Source organism: Neobittarella massiliensis (ex Bilen et al. 2018) (assembly GCF_014269355.1).
GTDB classification, from domain to species: domain Bacteria; phylum Bacillota; class Clostridia; order Oscillospirales; family Ruminococcaceae; genus Neobittarella; species Neobittarella massiliensis.
Genome location: NZ_JACOGI010000001.1, coordinates 1,641,294 through 1,657,102 on the forward strand (window position 1 = coordinate 1,641,294; position 15,809 = coordinate 1,657,102).

At 65.8% G+C, this 15,809-nt stretch carries 13 protein-coding genes; 1 reads left to right on the forward strand and 12 read right to left on the reverse strand.

Annotated features, from left to right (window positions below; genetic code table 11):
* Positions 1-329 precede the first annotated feature (329 nt).
* The gene (locus H8K20_RS07490; RefSeq protein WP_186487965.1) at positions 330-3,647 is read right to left on the reverse strand and encodes a DUF5011/hyalin repeat domain-containing protein; all 3,318 of its coding nucleotides are present in this window, start codon (positions 3,645-3,647) and stop codon (positions 330-332) included.
* Between the two features lie 218 nt (positions 3,648-3,865).
* On the opposite strand from H8K20_RS07490, the gene H8K20_RS07495 reads away from it, so the two are divergent.
* On the forward strand, positions 3,866-5,053 hold the full coding sequence (locus H8K20_RS07495) for a sigma-70 family RNA polymerase sigma factor (protein WP_186487966.1): 1,188 nt from the start codon (positions 3,866-3,868) through the stop codon (positions 5,051-5,053).
* A gap of 278 nt (positions 5,054-5,331) precedes the next feature.
* Here the strand turns inward: H8K20_RS07495 and H8K20_RS07500 are convergent, their stop codons facing one another.
* The 11 genes from H8K20_RS07500 to H8K20_RS07550 form a co-directional block, all read right to left on the reverse strand.
* On the reverse strand, positions 5,332-7,062 hold the full coding sequence (locus tag H8K20_RS07500) for a hypothetical protein (protein WP_186487967.1): 1,731 nt from the start codon (positions 7,060-7,062) through the stop codon (positions 5,332-5,334).
* An 11-nt stretch (positions 7,063-7,073) separates the two neighbouring features.
* Positions 7,074-7,877 (reverse strand): hypothetical protein, encoded by an 804-nt coding sequence (locus tag H8K20_RS07505; protein ID WP_186487968.1) that lies wholly within the window; start codon positions 7,875-7,877, stop codon positions 7,074-7,076.
* Positions 7,864-8,307 (reverse strand): hypothetical protein, encoded by a 444-nt coding sequence (locus H8K20_RS07510; protein WP_186487969.1) that lies wholly within the window; start codon positions 8,305-8,307, stop codon positions 7,864-7,866. Before H8K20_RS07510 ends, H8K20_RS07505 begins: the two co-directional genes overlap by 14 nt.
* Entirely contained in the window at positions 8,304-9,515 is a 1,212-nt protein-coding gene (locus tag H8K20_RS07515; protein WP_186487970.1) for a hypothetical protein, read from the reverse strand. The genes H8K20_RS07510 and H8K20_RS07515 overlap by 4 nt, the downstream gene beginning before the upstream one ends.
* Before the next feature lie 11 nt (positions 9,516-9,526).
* Entirely contained in the window at positions 9,527-10,072 is a 546-nt protein-coding gene (locus tag H8K20_RS07520; RefSeq protein ID WP_129589414.1) for a hypothetical protein, read from the reverse strand.
* Between the two features lie 119 nt (positions 10,073-10,191).
* Positions 10,192-10,407 (reverse strand): hypothetical protein, encoded by a 216-nt coding sequence (locus H8K20_RS07525; RefSeq protein ID WP_105204704.1) that lies wholly within the window; start codon positions 10,405-10,407, stop codon positions 10,192-10,194.
* Complete coding sequence (locus H8K20_RS07530; protein WP_186487971.1) at positions 10,407-11,594, reverse strand: N4-gp56 family major capsid protein; 1,188 nt, start codon at positions 11,592-11,594, stop codon at positions 10,407-10,409. Before H8K20_RS07530 ends, H8K20_RS07525 begins: the two co-directional genes overlap by 1 nt.
* 52 nt (positions 11,595-11,646) lie before the next feature.
* Positions 11,647-12,174, reverse strand: a complete 528-nt coding sequence (locus H8K20_RS07535; RefSeq protein WP_154867316.1) for a hypothetical protein — start codon at positions 12,172-12,174, stop codon at positions 11,647-11,649.
* A gap of 1 nt (position 12,175) precedes the next feature.
* On the reverse strand, positions 12,176-13,771 hold the full coding sequence (locus H8K20_RS07540) for a hypothetical protein (protein ID WP_186487972.1): 1,596 nt from the start codon (positions 13,769-13,771) through the stop codon (positions 12,176-12,178).
* A gap of 21 nt (positions 13,772-13,792) precedes the next feature.
* The gene (locus tag H8K20_RS07545; RefSeq protein ID WP_186487973.1) at positions 13,793-15,250 is read right to left on the reverse strand and encodes a phage terminase large subunit; all 1,458 of its coding nucleotides are present in this window, start codon (positions 15,248-15,250) and stop codon (positions 13,793-13,795) included.
* Positions 15,237-15,698, reverse strand: a complete 462-nt coding sequence (locus H8K20_RS07550; RefSeq protein WP_105204709.1) for a hypothetical protein — start codon at positions 15,696-15,698, stop codon at positions 15,237-15,239. Before H8K20_RS07550 ends, H8K20_RS07545 begins: the two co-directional genes overlap by 14 nt.
* Positions 15,699-15,809: the final 111 nt, after the last annotated feature.

Below are 15,809 nucleotides of genomic sequence, written 5' to 3' on the forward strand. Positions count from 1 at the left end.
CCCGCTGCCCGATAGTACGCACGCACAACTGGTATCACCGGCGGTGCACCGCCACCATTCTCGCCGCCCCCTCTGTCGCCGCCGGTCTCCTACCCGCGCAAGCCCTGTTTTTCCGCCCTGTGCACAGAGCACTACCCCCAGTAACCAGTACATAGTGTACAGTACACAGTACACAGTACACTGCATTCTGTACACCGTACCGTGCGCACATCCCCCGAGCCACTCGCTCCCGCTGCCCCAAACGCATATGTCCCGCCTAAAAAAGAGAGAGGCCCGATAGCCTCTCTCTTTTTGCGTGTTTCTCCTACCGGGCAGTATAACCGCACCCGTCAGTCCGTCCGCTCCTCTTTGCCCGGGGCCATAAACTGCCCCAGACCGGCGGCGAGCACCGCCGCCCAGCACCACAGCAGCGGGGCGTCTAGCGCACAGCAGCGCGTATACCACAGCGATACCGCCGCCGCTCCCAACAGGCTCAGTACCAACACCCCGCCCCAGCCGGGACGGGACCCGGCAGCGCGGCGCGCTCTCGCCCACAGGCAGTAAAGTGCCGTCATCAGCGCGCCCAGCAGCGCCAGCCAATGTATCCGGCAGCTGCCGTCGATACCGGCGCCGTCGGCGCCGGTGTACGGGCTCTCACCGGCAGGCGGCTGTCCGTTTTCCTCCTCGGGGTACAGCCCGCCCGCACCGCCCGGGGTCAAAATATACTGCAAAAACAGGGTGGTGCGATTTCCGGCGCTGTCCTCTACCGTATAGGTGATGAGGTACTGCCCCGCGCGGGTGGTGTCGATGGCCGTCACCGGCTCGCCGCCGCTCTCTATCGTCAGCCGCACCTCGCGCAGCTCCCCGTCCGCCTGGGCCGAGGTAAAGCGGTACCGGCCGCCGATCAGCGCCCGCACGCCGGCCAGGTCCAGGCTGCCGCCGTACAGCGGCGGGTCGCTCACCGGCTGCACCAGCCGGTCTCGCACCGTGGCGTATTGGTTCCCGCTCTGCCAGTCGGTGATCACCTCGGGGTCGGCCAGCTTCTCGCCGGGCTGTACCGTGTCGTTGCCGGGGTCGTAGCCCACCGCCGGCGCACCGCCGCTGCTTATCAGGGTATAGGTCAGGTAGATGGTGGTCTTGTTGCCCCGACTGTCGGTCACCGTCTGGGCGATCAGGCAGCTGCCGGGCCTGGTGGTATCAAAGCCCCCGGCCCCCACCTCTTTTCCGTCTACCGTCACCTGCACCGGCCCGCACACCAGCACGTCGTCACCCTGGGCGGTGTGTATCTGGTAGCGCCCGGCCAGTATCTGCGCAGCCGTTTCTGCCGTGAACCGGCCGCCGTAAACTGCCGGGTCTTTTACCGGCTCGGTGATCGCATCGTACACGTAGGCGTGCTTTCTCCCAGTCTCGGGGTCGTCTTTTACAGTGGGGCGCGGCGCCGGTGCCAGCGGGTCAAACGGGGGTCCCACCGGCGGCTCGGGGTCCTCGCCCCACACCACCGTCGGCGGTTGGTCGCGGTCGATCAGCGTGTCGGCGAGCACCACTGTGGTGGTGTTACCGTCGGCGTCGGTGGCCACACAGGTTACCGTAAAGCTGCCGGCTTTGGTGCTGTCTACCCCCTGGGCGGTCACATCCACGCCGTCTCGGCTGATGGTATACACATAGGTCAACTTGTCGTCCCGGCCCACATTAGAAGTAAATCCGTAGCGCTCCTCAAACAGCTTTTGTGCATCCTCGGCAGTAAAGTGACCGCCGTACAGCGGGTCGGCCGCATCCAGGTGCTCCTGCATGCTGTCGTACACCACTGCGTGGGCCAGCGCGTTCTGGTCGATCTGCTGCTCTGGTGGGGGCAGCGTGTCGGCTGGGTCGGTGGGCGCCACGTCCGGGGCACTGTTTACTGTAACTGCCAGCGGTGTCGACACATTGCCCGCCGCGTCTACGGTGTGGTACTTGCCGTTTTGGTCTGTCGTTGCCGCCTGGCTGGCAGCACCGTTTCCGTCGTTCAGGTCATAGGTCTGTACCGCGCCCCACGTACCGCTGTCCGGGTCAGACCGCTCCAGTTTCCACACCCCCGAAAGCCCGTCGTGCAAAGTCAGTGCGCCATCCTCCGCCGTCGCCAGCGTCGGCGGGGTGCGGTCTATCTTCACCGTGTCCGCCACCTTGTTCGACACCTTCTTCGTCTCGCTGTTTTGCGCCTGGTAGGCGGCGGCCAGTCCCACCGTCTCGTCGGGGTATACCCGCTGGGGCTTGTCTGCTTTCAGCGTGTCGGCCGGGACTCCGTCCTCCTGCACGTTGAAACGGTCAAAATCCCCCGGGTAAAAGGTCACCTGTACCGGTTCCCGGTTCCAGCCGTTTTCGTTGGCGGGGGTGCGGGTAAAGTGGTAGTCTGTCCCCGCGTTGCCCTGCTCCTCCAGCGGCTTTTGAGGGTCGGCGGCTACCAGCTCTACCGGCGGTATCAGCTCGGCGCCAGAATGCCGCTTAGACTGAAACAAGTCGTCCACCATCATCTGCCCTACTGTCACCGCTCCGCCGTTGGGGTTTTTCACCATCGCCCGGTAGGTGATCACCGTCTCGGTGGGCGAGCAGCTAAAGGGGATGCCCCCACCGGTGATATTGACAGCGTCTACTACCCGGCCGTCAACGGTCACCTCCTGCCGGGTGCCGTCCCAGTTCTCGGGGTCAAAGTCCAGGCCCGAGGTGGGGTATGTCTCGCTGTCATCCGAGATCATCAGATGGCTCAGCACTGCGCCGCCGTCCTGCTGGTTATTTTTGACCCGCGCCTGAACGGTGACGATGTCCCCCTCTTTTATTTCGGCATCGGCGGGGAACGGGTCCCCATTTTCATCCAGCAGTTTGGTCTCGATAAAATGGGGGCGGTAGTCCAGATAAGACGCCTTTATAAAAGTCGCCTCAACTTTTTTATTTGCATCAAGGCGCACATCCTGCTGTCCGCTATCCACCCCGGCAGTAATGCCCAAATAGAGATCATCGCCGCTGGGTATGGGGTTGGCAAACGAGAGTTCAAAATAGCTGCCTCCCCTATCCGGTGTCTTTTGCGCATCGGGGTAGCCGTTTTCGTCTACATCGCGCAGATCAGAAATGGAAAAATAAAACATCCTGTTTTGGGCGCGGTAGCGCAGGTATAACCGCTTCTGGCCGTAACCGTACTTTTTATCTCCCATGGCAACTATCGGGTCCTTGGTAAAGCCCGTGCGCACCATAAGGCCGAGCGCTCTCCCGTTATACCCCGTCGTAAAGTTGTAGTACTCATTCGTGCGCCCATTGGTGATGGAATAGCCGCCGTAATTGCAGCAGTCAAAACCGAAGTCATCCACCGTAAAATCCGCCAGTATCTCCCAATCTGAGCTGGTCGATATGGGCTGCTTGCTTATGACCGCGCTGGCAGAGATATAGTCTGCATCGACCTTCTGCTGGTGCCCGCCATCGGCCAGCCGCATATAGTTTCCCTCGATGTGCAGCGGGTTTCCCCAGTTGCGCGCGGGGTCCTGCTGCTCAGTAAAGATCTGGTTGAAGTCTGTCGTCTGGACCGGCGTCTCTACCTCCTGCTCCGGCAGGATCTCCTGTCCGCTGCCCGATAATGTCCCAATAAGCAGAGAGACTGCCAGCCCCCATGCCCCCAGTCTTGCACGCAATTTTTCGTGTTTCAAAACGCGCTCCTCCTCTATATGTAAACTTTTCCAGGGCAGTCATTTTCCGCCACACGCAAATTGGTCTGCCCTCCCACACAGGGCACTGCAGTGCGGATTTTGACAAACTCCATTAGTTAAGATGCACAGGAGATCGGAAAGTGGTCAAATTGAAAATAAATTTATTTTTGCTATAATAGGCAGAAAAGTAAAGCTGTCGAAAGCAGGGGGCAACACACATGAAAAAGGTATCACACCAGCAGCTGGCCCAGTGGCTGGAGCAGGCCCGCCGGGGCGACGAGCGGGCCTTTCGCGCGCTCTACGACGCCACCGCGCCCGCCCAGTACAGCCAGGCCCTGGCCGTTGTAAAAGACCCCGAGCTGGCCCGCGAGGCGGTGCAGGACAGCTATCTCTCCTTTTACCGCTCCATGGGCCGTATCCAGTCCAGCCAGGCGGTGGTGGCCTATCTCAACAAGACCACCCACTACGCCAGCCTGGCCCTGTTGCGCCGCGAAAAGCGCCCCCCCGAAGAGGATACCGACCTGTTCGCGCTGCCCGATGCCCCCGAAAACGGCCCCGAAGAGCAGGTCCTCACCGCCGACCGCCGCCACCGCCTACAGGCGGCTCTCGCCGAGCTGTCGCCCCGCCAGCGCCAGGCGGTACAGCTGCGCTACTACCAGCGCCAAAAGCTCGATCAGGTCGCCCACAGTATGCAGTGCTCCCGCAGCACCGTCCAGCGCCTGCTGCGAGACGCGCACGCCGCGCTGCGCCGGTCGCTGGGCGGCGGGCTGCTGGCCGTGCTGCCCCTGGGCGCTGTGCTGCGCAGTGCCCAAAAGCCCCCGCTCTCCCCTCCTTGGCGGCAAAAAGTCGCCGCGGCCGCCGTGGCCTCTACGGTCCTGCTCACCGCCGCCGTCTGGTCGGCCCAGTCCCCCACCATCCGCACCGCCCGCGTGCTGGCCCAGTACCCGGCCAACACCGCCGCGGTCGAGGTCTCGCTCTCCGGCCGCACCGCCGACTCGCTCACCCTCGTTGGCCCCCAGGGGCGTAGGCAGCCTTTTGTCCGCCGGCGCGATGGCCGCTACACCGCCGCGGTCAGCCAAAACGGCGGCTATCTCGTCGAGGCCGCCGCCGGTCAAAAAGTAGTCACCCGCCCCCTCACCGTGCAGGGGCTCGACACTGCTGCCCCCCAGCTCACAGCGGTCTGCCGCGATGGGGGCGACACCCTGCTCACCGTCGTCGATCAAGATACCGGCATCGATTGGTCCACTCTATCGGTGAGCAGCTCTGTCGGCCAGCTCTACCGCCCCGTATCTGTCGACGATGGCACCGGCACCGCCCGCTTTGCGCTGCCGCCGGGCCGATACACTCTACAAGTCGGCGATAAGGCGGGCAACGCCGCCTCCGGCCCGCTGCAGGTGCTGGGCTAGTCCCGTGCGCTCTGCTGCCGCCCTTATCGCCGCGCGCCCCGCGCTGCCTGTCGGCCGATACCGCGGCGTATCGCCCCGGCATCGCCCATAGTCCACAACCACATCGCCCTATTTGCCCCGCGCGCAGCGCCCCCCATCCCACCGTCTTTTTCCCTTCTCCGCCGCTGTCCGCCCCGGTCAAAGGGCCGATCAAAAAAGAGCCGTGCGCCCCCGCGCACCGCTCTTTTTCTATGCCGCAAGCTACGGTACACGCCCGGCCCCACGGTAAAATACCGCCCTCACACCGCAATATAATCTACCGAGAATATCACCCGGCAGCCGTCGGCCGGCAGGTCCTGCGCCGTCAGCAGTCGGCGATGCCCGTCGGCAGCGGTGCCGTACAGCCCAAACTGCAGCGCCCCCTCGCCGGCACTGCACAGCGCCAGGTCGCCAAAGCCCGGCGGCAGCCCCTCGCCGTGGCACGCCGGCCCGGCCACCAGCCCCGCCGGCGGGTAGGGCAACCCGCCAAACAGGCAGTCCCCGGCGCCCCGGGGCACAAAGTCCAGCACCCCGTCCAGGTGCACCAGCCGTCCCAGCTTGTAGCAAAAAGCCAGGTTGGCCGCCCCCATCTCCAGCCAGTCGCCCACCGCCGCCAGTCCGGTATAGCGGCTGTACTGGGCAGCCGGGTAGTCGACGTCCGGCACTGCCGCCACCGGCACGCCGCCGTGAAATACCGCCAGCCCCTCCAAGTCCGGCCGCAGCGTGTCGGCCTGTCGGGCCGCCGCCACCGCCGGCGGCTGGGGGTGCGCCCCCCAGGTGTAGGGGTAGCGCGCCAGCAGCGCCAGCCACCCCGCCTCGTCCACCGCCGCCAAGCTGTCGGGCACCGCCAGCAGCAGCATGCAGTCCACATATAACTGGGCCCCGCTGCGCACCGTCAGCGGCCCGCTGCAGTCCCCCGCCGGGGCAAACAGCAGCAGGTGCCGGGCCATGGGCTGCCCGTTTACCAGCGGCTGGGCCAGCGCAAACTGCTCGTCCCCCACCGCCAGCACCACCGTGTCCCGCCCCCGCGCCACCATACAAAACAGGTATTTCTGCCCGGCCGTCAGCTGCACGCTATAGCTGCTCACCAGCGGCGCCACCCGGCTCACCTGCATGCCCTGCCGCCCGTGCAGCGCGTCGGCAAATACCCGGTGCGCCCCGCCGATATAGCTGCCGCTGCCCTCAAAACTGGGGTCTTTGAGCAAATTGGGCCCCAGCGTGCCGGTGCCCAAAAACAGGTCCTCTACCGCGCCGCTGTCCGTGCCGCCACCGGCGTTTTCCGCCCGGTCGGCCTCACTGTGGGCCCGGTCGGCCTGTTCGGCGGCGGTCTGTGCCGCGCGCGCGGCCAGGTCGCTGGCCCCCTGGCTCACCGTGGCCGCGTCCTGCGCCGCCGCCAGCTGTACGTTCACCCGCTCCGCGATCTGCTGGGCGGCTCCCTTAGCGTCCACAGCCAGCTGGGCGCTGTTTTGCACCGCCACCACCTGTTCTTTGGCCGCATCCGCGCTCTGGGCGGCGGCCGTGGCGCTGGTCGCCGCCGCCTCGCTGTAGCCCCGCGTCTCGCCGTGCAAAATGTTCACCTGGTTAAACAGCGTGTCAAATAGGCTCTGCCCCGCCCGGTACACCTCGCTCAGGTCGGGGGCCGGGTACACCTGCAGCATGTACTGGCGGCTGCACAGCACCCGGCTGGCGTCGCGGGCCTCCAGACTTATGGCCACCGGCCCGCACAGCCCGGTGCTGCTGCCGTCAAAATCCAGTCGGGCGCACACCCGGCCCGGCGCGTCCTCCCGGGAAAGCGCCAGCTTGTGGCTGCCGGTCGGCGTCTCGGCGTTCAGATAAAAGCTAAAGCCGGTCATATCCAGGCCGCGGTAGATGGCCGGCAGGCAAAAAAGCAGGCTGTCCACCCCTTTTTCCCCCGCCACCAACACCGGTTCGCCGCCGTCCTGCGCCGCCGTCAGCTGCTTGTTTTCCCCCAGTGTCAACACGTACTGCATGTCCCTTCCCCCTACTTCATAAAGTGCAGCACGTCGCTTGAGGTGTAGTACGCCGGTATGCCCAAATAGGCCGCCAGCGCGTATACCTTCTGCATGTCGCCGTCCACCGCGCCGTACAAGTACCGCGCCTGTTGGCGGTAGGCCTGCCCCTCGGCGTACACCCGGTTATAGCTGCCGTCTTTTTTCTTGGTCTCGCTCACACCGCGGCTGTGCCCCATGGTGTAGTACTGCCGCGACTGGGCGGCGATCGCGCGAAAATCCTTGTTCTTCTCGTCAAAAGCCGCCGTCTGCCCCGCCGCCTTGCCGCTGTCGCCCCCGCTGCCGCTGCCCGTGCTCCCACTGCGGCGGGCGCTGCCGCCGCTGCCGGCCGTGCGGCTCTGCTGCTGCGCCTTTAACAGCGCCTTCTGCTGTCTCTCCAGCTCCCGCTGGCGCTCTTTGCGGGCCCGCTCCTCGGCCTGCTGTCGCTGGCGCTCCTCGCGCTCCACCTTGGTCTGCAGGCTCTCCCGCTGGCGCTCTAACGCCTTTGTCTCTTTCTGGTAGCTGCTGTAGGCCGCGTCGGTGTACTGCTGGCGGCGGTCCTCGTCGCGCTGGGTCATCTGCCGCTGCAAGTACTGCCGCGCCGCCTCCCCATAGCTCGACTGCTGTCCCCCCACCAGCGCCGCGGCCGCCGCCCGGTAGTCGTCCTGCCGCCCGGCGGTCTGCTGGGCGTCGCGCCCCTTTTCTCTCTGGTAGCCGGCGTCCTCGTCTACCCGGTAGGTGAATTTCTTCTCCCGCAGCTGCCGCAGCACCGCCTGCAGGTCGTCACGATAGCTCAAAGTTCGGTTCCACCCCCCTGACGATGCCCCCCTGCACCCGCACCAGCAGGTTTCCACACTGAAAGCTGCCGGTGTAGCTCTGCCGGGGCGCCAGCTGCAGCCCGCCGTCAAACCACAGCGCCAGCTGCCCCTCCTCGTCATAGGCCCGCAGCGAGCCGGCGTGCACCGCCAGCCCGGCCCCGTTCAAGGTCACCTTGTCGCTGCTCAGCAGCTGCTGCAGCGCCGCGATCTGTCCGGCCAGCTCGCCGGTGTCCCCGCCGCCGCTGCCGCTGCCGATACTGGCGGCAAAGGCGGCGCTCAAGTTGCCGCTGTCCAGGTTCTGCAGCAGCCAGTCCAGCTCCTTTTGCAGCCGTATCACGTAGTCAGTCAGCGTCTCTACCTTCTCCTCTGTCGTCTGGCCCTGTAAGTCGGGCACCCCCGCCATCATCATCTGTCATCACCCCCGTATAAACTGTAGCGCAGCCCGCACAGCGCGCTGTCGGGTCCCAGCCGCAGCTGCAAAGGCCGCGGCTGCCGGCCGCCCAGCTGCACATAACAGCGCATCCGGTCCAGCTCCCGGCTCTGTTTTTTGCCCAGCAGCCGCCCGTTTTGGTAGGCGGCGATGCTGCCCCTGTACAGTAGCTCATACTGCTGCAGGTTGCCGCCGCCCAGCCCGCCCCGCAGCTGCACGCAAAAGCCCTGCCGCGCCCCGCGCTCCAGCGCGTAGCAGGCGCCGTCGGCGGCAGTGGCGTACACCGTCCCGCCAAAGGTAGTCAGGGCGGTGTAGTCCCCCGCCCCCAGCTGCACCAGCGCCCCGTCAAAGCGGTACACCCCGCCGTCGGCCAAAAAATAGGCTCCCCGCTGGGTACAGCACAGCTGCATATCGGCAAAGGTGATCCCCAGCGCCGCTAGCTCGTCGCGCACCGCGCCGCCGCGGTAGCTGTACAGGCTCTGGCGGGCAAAAAACCACAGCGTCTTGTCAAAGCAGCCGGCCTGTCCCGGCCCCGTCACCCCCAGGGTGGCGCACTGGGTCAAAGTAAAGTTCGAGGGCCGGTTGCCGTACAGCTCGTAGATGGCCTCGTCTGTAAACACCGTCACGTGGTTTAAAAAGGCGGTGATGGCCGTAAAGCTGCCCCCGGCCACCGCCACCCGGTAGCTGCCGCTCTCTTTGGGCGAGCCGTCGGGGTTCTGGTAGCTCTCCCAGTCCCCCTCGTCCCCCAGCGCCGAGGCCCGCAGCAGCCCCCCCACGATGCCGAATACCCGGTTGCCAAACACCACCGCCCGCTGCATGCCCGCCGGGGCGGTAAAGCCGGCAAAGGTGTTTTTTACCCGGTCATAGGCCATCCGGTCGGGGAAGATCAGCCACTTGTCGCCAAAGCGCACCACACACTTCTCCCCCGCGCTCAAAGTCCCCTTTTTCACGCCGCCCACGTAAAAGCCGTCCCCCTCAATGGTCCAGCCGTCGCCGTACTGGCGCAGGCCGGGGCGGCGCAGCACCTCTGCCGGCGCTCTGGCTCCCACCAGGTGTCCCTGGGGGTCTATCTCGCAGCCCACGCCGCGGTCGTAATAGCCCAGCCGGGGCTCCAGTCCGCTCAGGCCGTAAAAGCGCCCGGTCTGCACCTGCTGTCCGCCGGGCCGGTAAAGCCGCACATAGCGCATACCGGTGCCCCCTAAAGCGGGCGCAGCTCGCTGTGAAAGCGCTCTGCCGCCGCGCCGCCCACCGCCTGCCGCCGGTAGCTCTGTCGGGCCGATTCCAGCAGCGCGGCAAAGTTGTTGTACCCGCCGATGTTTCCCTGCAGCAGCTCCAGCTTGGCCAGCAGGTAGTACAAATAGCAGCCGCTGTGCCCCTCACCGGCGGTCAATACGGTATCCGGCCCCACCTTGGGCGCCGGGGTGCGAAAGGTCACCGCCACCTGCTCCGGCCGCCCCGCCGGGGGCAAAAACACCCCGGCGGCGCACTTGCCCGCCACCCCCGGCAGCGGCAGGCCCAGGCCCATCTTGTAGCCCTGTACCGCCAGTACCATGTAGGGGTATACCCGCTCCGGCAACGCGATCTTGCCGTCCTCTCCCACCGGCAGCACCGCAGTGGTGCGCTGCAGCGGGTCGTCGGCCACCATCTCGGCCTCGGCCTCCTCTAAAAACTGGTACAGCGTGCTCTCCGGCAAAGGGGTGTCATAGCCCTCCCGCACCCGCGCGATCATATCTTTTCCGGTCATCTCTTCCTCCTTACCGGCCCGCCCGCAGCGGGCCGCCGCATCGGGGTCCACCCCCTCTCTGCCCGGCGGCGCGCTCATCAGCGCCCGCCGCCGGCCCGTATATGTGCGCTCGCCGCCGCTCAGCCGCGGTACTGCTCGCACAGCCGCTGGGCGTAGCGGCGCTGGTTCTCGGCGTGCTGCAGCGCCAGCGCCACATAGCGGGGCAGCTTTACCTGCACGCCGCGGCGTATCACCCAGCTGCGCCCGTTTACGATCACCGCGCAGTCGTCCCGGTAGCGCCCCTCGTCGCGAAACAGCGTCACCGTCACCGGCTGTAACAGGGGGTCTCTGCGCATCACAGCATCCCCCCTTCGCCCACCGCGCTCGAGCAGCTCTCCAGCCGCACCATAAACGGCTCCGACAAGATCGCCGCCGTGCGGGTGGCCTTCCAGCCCACCGTGGCCCGCTGGTCCAGCGGGTCCGAGCTGCCGGCGCTGCCCAGCTGCTTGATGATGGTCTGCAGCCCGCCGCCCTCGATCTCGGTCACCCCGTAGGCATTTTGGCCAAACACCAGCGTGGCGTACACGTCGGCCCCGGCCGCCCCGGCGCCCCCGTCATAGATCACCGCGTCCGCAGCCGCCGCACAGCTCTCGTCCAAAGTCAGCACCTTGCCGGCCTGGGCGGTCACCGTGTATACCTGCCCGTCGATGAGCAGCATCCGCCCCTCCAGGTCCTGCCCTTCCACCGCCTCTTTCACCGTCAAAGCGGTGCCGCTGGCGCCAGCCACGTGCAGCGTGCCAAACGCGCCGAACGGCTGCGCCCTAAACACCTTGGCCTCCGAGGTCTCGATGAACCGCACCCCAAACAGCCGCCCGATCTCGCCGTCGTACAGGTCCTTGGGGTCGTAGCTCTTCACCGCCTCCCACAGCGGGTCTGCCGTCAGGTCGTGGGCCACGTTGGGGTGGATGATGGCCACATAGCTGCCGCCGATAGGGGTGGCCAGATTGTTTTTCAGGCAGGTGGCCGCCCGCTTGATGTCCTCCACCCGCAAAAAATCGCCCTCCTGCCCGCCGCCACCTGTCAGTGTATGCCGGGCCAGCTTTTTATTTGCAAACATCACGTTGGTCCCGGCGCTGATGATCTCCCTGGTCACCGTGTCCAGGGTGCGCCCGGCCTGGTCGCCCAGTATCTCCTGGGCCTCCAGCAGGTTGTGGTCGATGGCCGTCATCTCCAGCATGTCCGATACGCTCACATAGTCGCCGTACTGGCTCACCGTGGCGCTGAGGGTGCTCCAGTCCAGTTTTTTGCCCGCCGGGGTCACCCCCTCCTGCAGCGGCTCGGTGGCCGGCGCAAAAGGGCTCAGCTTGCGAAATTCCACCGTCTTTCCCCGGTTGGGGGGGATGGGCTTTTTCTGCGCGAACTGGTCGTGTACCAGCCGCGGCTTGGCATTGCGGATCAGCTCCTTGTCGTAATAGGTCTTCATCTGGGCCGACAGTATCTCCTGTCCCTGTCCGCTCTGGCTGGTGGTGTTTACTTCCATCATGTCCTCCCTCTGCCGGTGTCTGCACCGGCTCCATCTCTGCTTTTACCGCCGCTCACAAAACGACCCGTTCGCCCCGGCGCACCGCCTCGCGAATGCGCAGCAGCTGCTCGTCGGTAAAATTCTGCACGTCCTCGCCAATAAGCCCGCCGCCCCGCTGCATGGCGCTCTCCACCGGCCGTCCCGCCGCCTGTATCGCTTGCATACAGCGGTCGGTGTACCGGCACAGATAGGCCGACAGCGGGCTGTACCCCGCCGCCAACAGCTGCACATAGCCGCGGTCGGCAGCCAGCTCTCCGGCCTGCACCTCCCCCAAAAGCTGGGGGTACTCGGCGGCCAGCGCCGCCAGCGGCTGGCGCAGGTTCTCCTGCACCTGCTCCACCAAATGGGGGTTGGGCATGTCAAACAGCTCCTCGATCTCCTCCACCCCAAAGTGCTCCTTCAGCCGCTGTTCTTTTGCCCTCCAGTCATCCGGCGGCCCCGGCTCCGCCGCCGTCTCTGGCTGCTCCTCGACCGGCGGCTGTACCTCTGTGTCCGCCTCTGCCGCCGGCAGCTCTTTTGCCACCTGTTCGCTCTCCTGCATCTCATATGCCCCCTCTCGCCGCCACTTCCGGCGGCACTGTCCCGGTGTGCCCGCTCTCTCCCGCCGGCACACCGTCCCTCTCCTCTGTCGGGCCCGGCCCGCCGCCCGCGGTCTGCAGCATCTTCAGTATCTCCTCTTTGCCCTCCAGCACCATGGCCTGCACGCAGCGCGCCGCCGCCTCGGCGCCGTCCGCAGCAAAGGCACCCTGCTTGTACAGGTCCAGCACCAGCTGGTTGTGGGCGGCGGTGGTAAAGGGGTTTTTCTTCTGGGCGATCACCCGAATATCCAGGTGCGGGGTAATGTCCTCCCGGCCCAGCTGCAAAAACTCCCCGTCGGCATAAAAGGTGCGCTCCTGGCGGTAAAACTGCTTGATCAGCCACACCAGCTGGCAGGTCACCTGCTTAAAGGCGCGGTAGCTGCCGGCAATAATGTCCCGGCTCAGCTTGTTGCCCGCCTCCTGCAGCGCCACAATGGCCCCGTAGGCCGTCACGCCGCCGGTCACCCCGCCGGTCATAAAGTCCTTGTTGCCCAATATGTCCTTGAGCTCGGCGATCTTCTGGTCCCGGTGGGTCTGCACGAATCCCGGCAGCGGCGCCGCCTGCAACGGGCGCACCGCGCTGTCGTCCACCGACAGGTCGCACTGCACAAAATTCTGCCGCAGGTCGGCCAGCTGCCCCATGTCCACCCCGGCCCCGTTTTTTACCAGGAACCGCTGCCGCCCGGCGATCAGCGCATTCTCCTCGATCAGGTAGTCCAGCCGGTCGATGTACCCCTGACACGAGGCCCCCACCTCGCACAGCCCCATCCCCAAAGGCGAGCCCTCCTTGGGCAGCAGCACATCCAGCACAAAGGGGTACTGTCCGTGGTCGTAGATGCCCCGCCCGGCATAGGCCGGGTCGGCCTCGCTGTCATAGAGCAGGTGCTCGTTCCAAAACTTGCACAGGTGCACCACCTGCCGGCCGCCCACCTGCTTTTTGTAATAGCAGTCGCACAGGCACACCTTGCCCGCCAGCTCGTCGGCCCCAAAGTCGCGAAAGCTGTCGCGCACCGTCAGGCTGTCGGCGGTAAAAGGCACCTGCGGCCACCTGCGCCGCATATCCTCCACCGGCTGCAGTGACAGGCAAAACACATAGGGCGAGCGCTGTATATCGCCGCAGCCGGGCGCAAAGTAGAGCCGCATCAGGTCCACCAGCTGCACCTGTATCTCGCCGGCCGCCGGGTCCCAAAACACCCCGTAACAGCCCGCTCCCACCTTCAGCTTCTTCCACCACAGGTCGCTGTACACCTGCTCAAAATCCAGCTTGTCCAGCAGCACCGGCACCACCCGCCCCAGCAGCTCGGCCCCCCGCTCGTCTTGGGGCTGACGGGGCAAAAACACCGGGCTGGGGCAGGCGTCCATGGCGTCGGCGTGCTTGTTCCACACCGCATTAAGCAAAAACGGCGTGTGCGGCTCGCGCCCCGAGAGCGGCGCCTGTTTCATGTACTTCCAGTGCGCCCCCTTAAAGTAGTCCTCCCACTCTATCGCCTCGCTGTGGGCCCGGCGCAGCCCCTCCCGGTAGCGCGCCAGCGCCGCGCGCATCTTCTCCAGTTTTTCCATTCGCTCGCTCCTTATCTTCTGTCACGGTCCGCTGGCAAACAGCGCCCGGTCATAGGGGTTTTGGGGTCTCGGCCGCGCCGGCGCCAGTTCCAGCGGGTCGTCCTTTGGCGGGCGCAGCGCCCGCGGCGGCGGGGGCGGGTTTACCATCGGGCAGGCCATACACACGTAGCGGCTCTCGTCGTAAATGTGGTCCTCGCCGCGGGTGTCCACGTCCTCGGGGGCCTGCCGGTCGTACACCAGCGCCGGCAGCGTGCGTATAAACTCGGTACAGCTCGAAAACACATACAGTCCCGGCCGCCCGTTTTGGTCAAAGCGCAGCCGGGTGTGCAGCTGCATCTTGCCCGACAGCCGCCGGTTGTCCCCCGGCGCAAAGTACAGCCCCTCCCTGGCAAAAATAGCGGCGATGCACCCGTCCTCGCCCCGGCTCTCGTCAAAAATGCTGGGGTCGGCAATGCCCAGTATCTTTCTCCCCGGCAGCTCCCGGCGCTCAAAGTCCGCCACCCGCCGGGCCACCGTACGGGGGTCCTGGCGCAGCCCCCGGTCGGCCTGTCCCGGCTCACAGCCGTAGATCTCGGCAAAGCGGTACAAAACGTCGTCGGGCGATTTAGCCCAGTACCCCACCGCGTAGGGCCGGGTGTAGCCCCAGTCAAAGCCGCGGTAAATGGTAAAGTCCTCCGGTATCGAAAAGGGCCGTATCACGTGGGTCAGCTCCCGGCTCTCATACCCGCTGGCGTCGTCGCAAAACTCGCCGAACACCTGCCCGTCAAACACGTTCCAGTCCCCCAGCAAAAGCGCCCGCCGCAGCGCCTCGGGCTTTTGCTCCAGCTCGGCGATGTAGCCCGGGTGCAGGTGGGGGTTATCTCTGGCGGTGGCCGGTATGTACTGGCGGGTCTGCACGGTGTTTTCCCCCAACAGCTGTGAATAGGTGGAAAACGCCCGCACCACATACGGCTCCAGCGCGTCGATAAAATAGGCCTTCACCCATCCGTGTCCCAGCCCGCCCGGGTTGGCCGTGCAGCGTATGAACGGCCGCACCCCCAGCGCCTTTTTGGCCCGCACCCGGGTCTTTAAGTAGTCATAGGTCTCTTTTTCAAACTGGGTCAGCTCGTCGATAAATAGGCGGTTGAACTCACTGCCCTGATACTGGTAGGCGTCCTGCGGCCCGCGGCAGCTGCGAAAATGCAGCACCGAGCCCCCCGGCAAAAACAGGTCGTGGGTCTGCTGCCGGTACTGGTAGAGCCCCCGCGGCAGCACCGTCAGCGCCTCGCGGATCAGCGTGTCCCGCAGCTGGGGGTAGCTGCGGCGAAACAGGTAGCTGTGTACCCCCGGGTGTTCCAGCGCGTCCACCACCGCCTCCATCACCACCGCCCGGCTCTTGCCGCCACCCGCCGCCCCGCCGTACAGCAGCTCATACGCCCCGCTGGCGTGAAAGAGCTGCTGCTTGGCCGTGGGCTGGTAATCCAGTTCAAACTGCGCCACTTTCCCCCTCCGGCCGGGCCAGGTGGTGGACGATCTGCACCGATGTCTCCTGCTTCTCTGCGCACTGCCGGCCCAGTATCTTTAGCAGGTACGCCGCTGCCGTGGCGCTGGGCGGGCAGTATTTTTCCTCCACCGCCTCCACCACCCGCTCGCTCTCGCTCTGCTTGCGCCCGTCCTCGCCAAATACCGTCTCCTTCACCTTTATGGGCCGCACGACCGGCTGCACATATCCCGCCGCCTGTCGCAACAGGTGCTCCATGGCCTGCCCCGCCGCGATCTGCGGCTCCATATCCATGGCCCCACCCAGCTCCGGCTCCTCCTTTATGCGCCGGGCCAGTACCCGCGGCGGCAGCCCCGTCAAAGCGCCGATCTCCCCGCAGCTCATCCCCAACATCCGCAGCCCGGCAATGGGCAGCTCCCGCCAGCTCCGCTCTCTCTTTAAAGCCATCTCTCTCCCTCTTTTCCGGCGCGTCAGCAGCGCCTTGTCCCCATCTCTCTGTTCGGTAGCTCCTCACTGCTGCACAGCCGCACCGCCCGCCCACCAGTCAAAAGCCACCTG

Bases quoted from the DNA above. Each gene is read 5' to 3' on its own strand.
- H8K20_RS07515 (WP_186487970.1), bottom strand. From the start codon at position 9,515: ATGCGCTATGTGCGGCTTTACCGGCCCGGCGGACAGCAGGTGCAGACC.
- H8K20_RS07540 (WP_186487972.1), bottom strand. From the start codon at position 13,771: ATGGAAAAACTGGAGAAGATGCGCGCGGCGCTGGCGCGCTACCGGGAG.
- H8K20_RS07495 (WP_186487966.1), top strand. From the start codon at position 3,866: ATGAAAAAGGTATCACACCAGCAGCTGGCCCAGTGGCTGGAGCAGGCC.
- H8K20_RS07520 (WP_129589414.1), bottom strand. From the start codon at position 10,072: ATGACCGGAAAAGATATGATCGCGCGGGTGCGGGAGGGCTATGACACC.
- H8K20_RS07550 (WP_105204709.1), bottom strand. From the start codon at position 15,698: ATGGCTTTAAAGAGAGAGCGGAGCTGGCGGGAGCTGCCCATTGCCGGG.
- H8K20_RS07500 (WP_186487967.1), bottom strand. From the start codon at position 7,062: ATGCAGTACGTGTTGACACTGGGGGAAAACAAGCAGCTGACGGCGGCG.
- H8K20_RS07525 (WP_105204704.1), bottom strand. From the start codon at position 10,407: ATGCGCAGAGACCCCCTGTTACAGCCGGTGACGGTGACGCTGTTTCGC.
- H8K20_RS07510 (WP_186487969.1), bottom strand. From the start codon at position 8,307: ATGATGATGGCGGGGGTGCCCGACTTACAGGGCCAGACGACAGAGGAG.
- H8K20_RS07535 (WP_154867316.1), bottom strand. From the start codon at position 12,174: ATGCAGGAGAGCGAACAGGTGGCAAAAGAGCTGCCGGCGGCAGAGGCG.
- H8K20_RS07530 (WP_186487971.1), bottom strand. From the start codon at position 11,594: ATGATGGAAGTAAACACCACCAGCCAGAGCGGACAGGGACAGGAGATA.